The organism is Streptomyces albicerus (genome assembly GCF_008905045.1).
GTDB lineage: Bacteria > Actinomycetota > Actinomycetes > Streptomycetales > Streptomycetaceae > Streptomyces > Streptomyces albicerus.
Genome location: NZ_VWMY01000002.1, coordinates 107,301 through 108,594, shown reverse-complemented (window position 1 = coordinate 108,594; position 1,294 = coordinate 107,301). Strand labels below are relative to the sequence as shown.

Genomic DNA, 1,294 nt, shown 5'->3' with positions numbered 1-1,294 from the left:
GCCCCCCCCCCCCCCCCCCCCCCCCCCACGCCGCACTCCCCTCGACCGGCGGGCGTTCCGGCACCGCCGGATCCCCCTGGAAGGTGCCGGTTCACCATGACGACGTCCGCCCCCGCACCCGCCCCCGCCACCCCGCCGAAGCTCGTGGCCACCGATCTGGACGGGACGCTGCTGCGCAGCGACGGGACCCTCTCCGGGCGGACGGCGGCCGCGCTCGCGGCGGCCGGGGAGGCCGGCATCCACCTCGCGCTCGTCACCGGCCGTCCCCCGCGCAGCCTCCCCTCCCTGCACGGCGGGATCGGAAGGCACTTCGCCATCACCGCCAACGGCGCCGCGGTGTACGCGCCGGACGGTACGGCCGTACGGCTGTCACCGTTCCCGGCCGCCTCGGTGGCCGCGCTCGTGGCGCGCGTGCGCGCGGCGGTGCCCGGTGCGTCCTTCGCCTTCGAGTACGAGTCGGCCTTCGGCCATGAACCGGCGTACCCCGCCTGGTCGTACGGGGAGTCGGCGGTCGATCTGATCGGAACGGCCGAGGAGTTGCTCGCGCGGGCTCCCGGCCGGCCCGTCTTCAAGATCCTCGCCCATCATCCGACGCTGCCGCTGCACGACTTCCATGTGCGGGCGCGGCTCAGCGCGGGCGCCGACGCCGAGACCACCCACTCGACGGGACTCGCACTTGTCGAGTTCAGCGCGCCGGGCATCACCAAGGCCAGCGCGCTGACCGCGTGGAGCGCCCAACTCGGCCTGCGCCCCGAGGACATCGCCGCATTCGGCGACATGCCCAACGACCTGCCCATGCTCAGGGCGGTGGGCCGCTCGTACGCCATGGCCAACGCCGACCCGGAGGTCAAGCAGGCGGCGCGGTTCCACACCGCCTCGAACGACGAGGACGGCGTGGCTCAGATGCTGGAGCGGTTCGTCGAGCTCGCACGCCACCAGCCCGCGTAAGTCTCCACCGCAGACGCGTGCTTCGGCGCCGCGGGCGCGCGATTCGGCGAGATCCAAGCGGCCTTGGTGAAGTCCGGTGCGATACCGCGCCCCGAAGGGGCGCGGGGCTGTGACATTTGCGGCTCCGCCGCGATGGGGGTCCCCCCGCTCGAGCGAAGCCGAGAGTGGGGGAGCGACCAGCCACGACGGACCCGCAGACGATCGACGGACTATCGCGGCACTTCCCGCGGAGCGCTCAGCCCGTGGCGAGCAGCACCGTGCCGACGAGCGCCAGGCCCGCGCCCGCCGCCTGGATCCCGCGCAGCCGCTCGCTGAGAAGGCCGCGCGCGGCCAGGGCCGTGACCAC

1 protein-coding gene is annotated in these 1,294 nt (G+C 74.5%); it reads left to right on the top strand.

Going from position 1 to position 1,294, the window contains the following annotated elements; all coding sequences use genetic code 11:
• Positions 1 to 96 precede the first annotated feature (96 nt).
• Positions 97 to 948: an HAD family hydrolase gene (locus tag GAS53_RS02060; RefSeq protein WP_151475639.1), complete on the top strand. Its 852-nt coding sequence runs from the start codon at positions 97 to 99 to the stop codon at positions 946 to 948.
• The last annotated feature ends 346 nt before the right edge of the window (positions 949 to 1,294 follow it).

What these genes read in the sequence shown, in the direction of transcription:
- GAS53_RS02060 (WP_151475639.1), top strand. Translation starts at nt 97, where the DNA reads ATGACGACGTCCGCCCCCGCACCCGCCCCCGCCACCCCGCCGAAGCTC.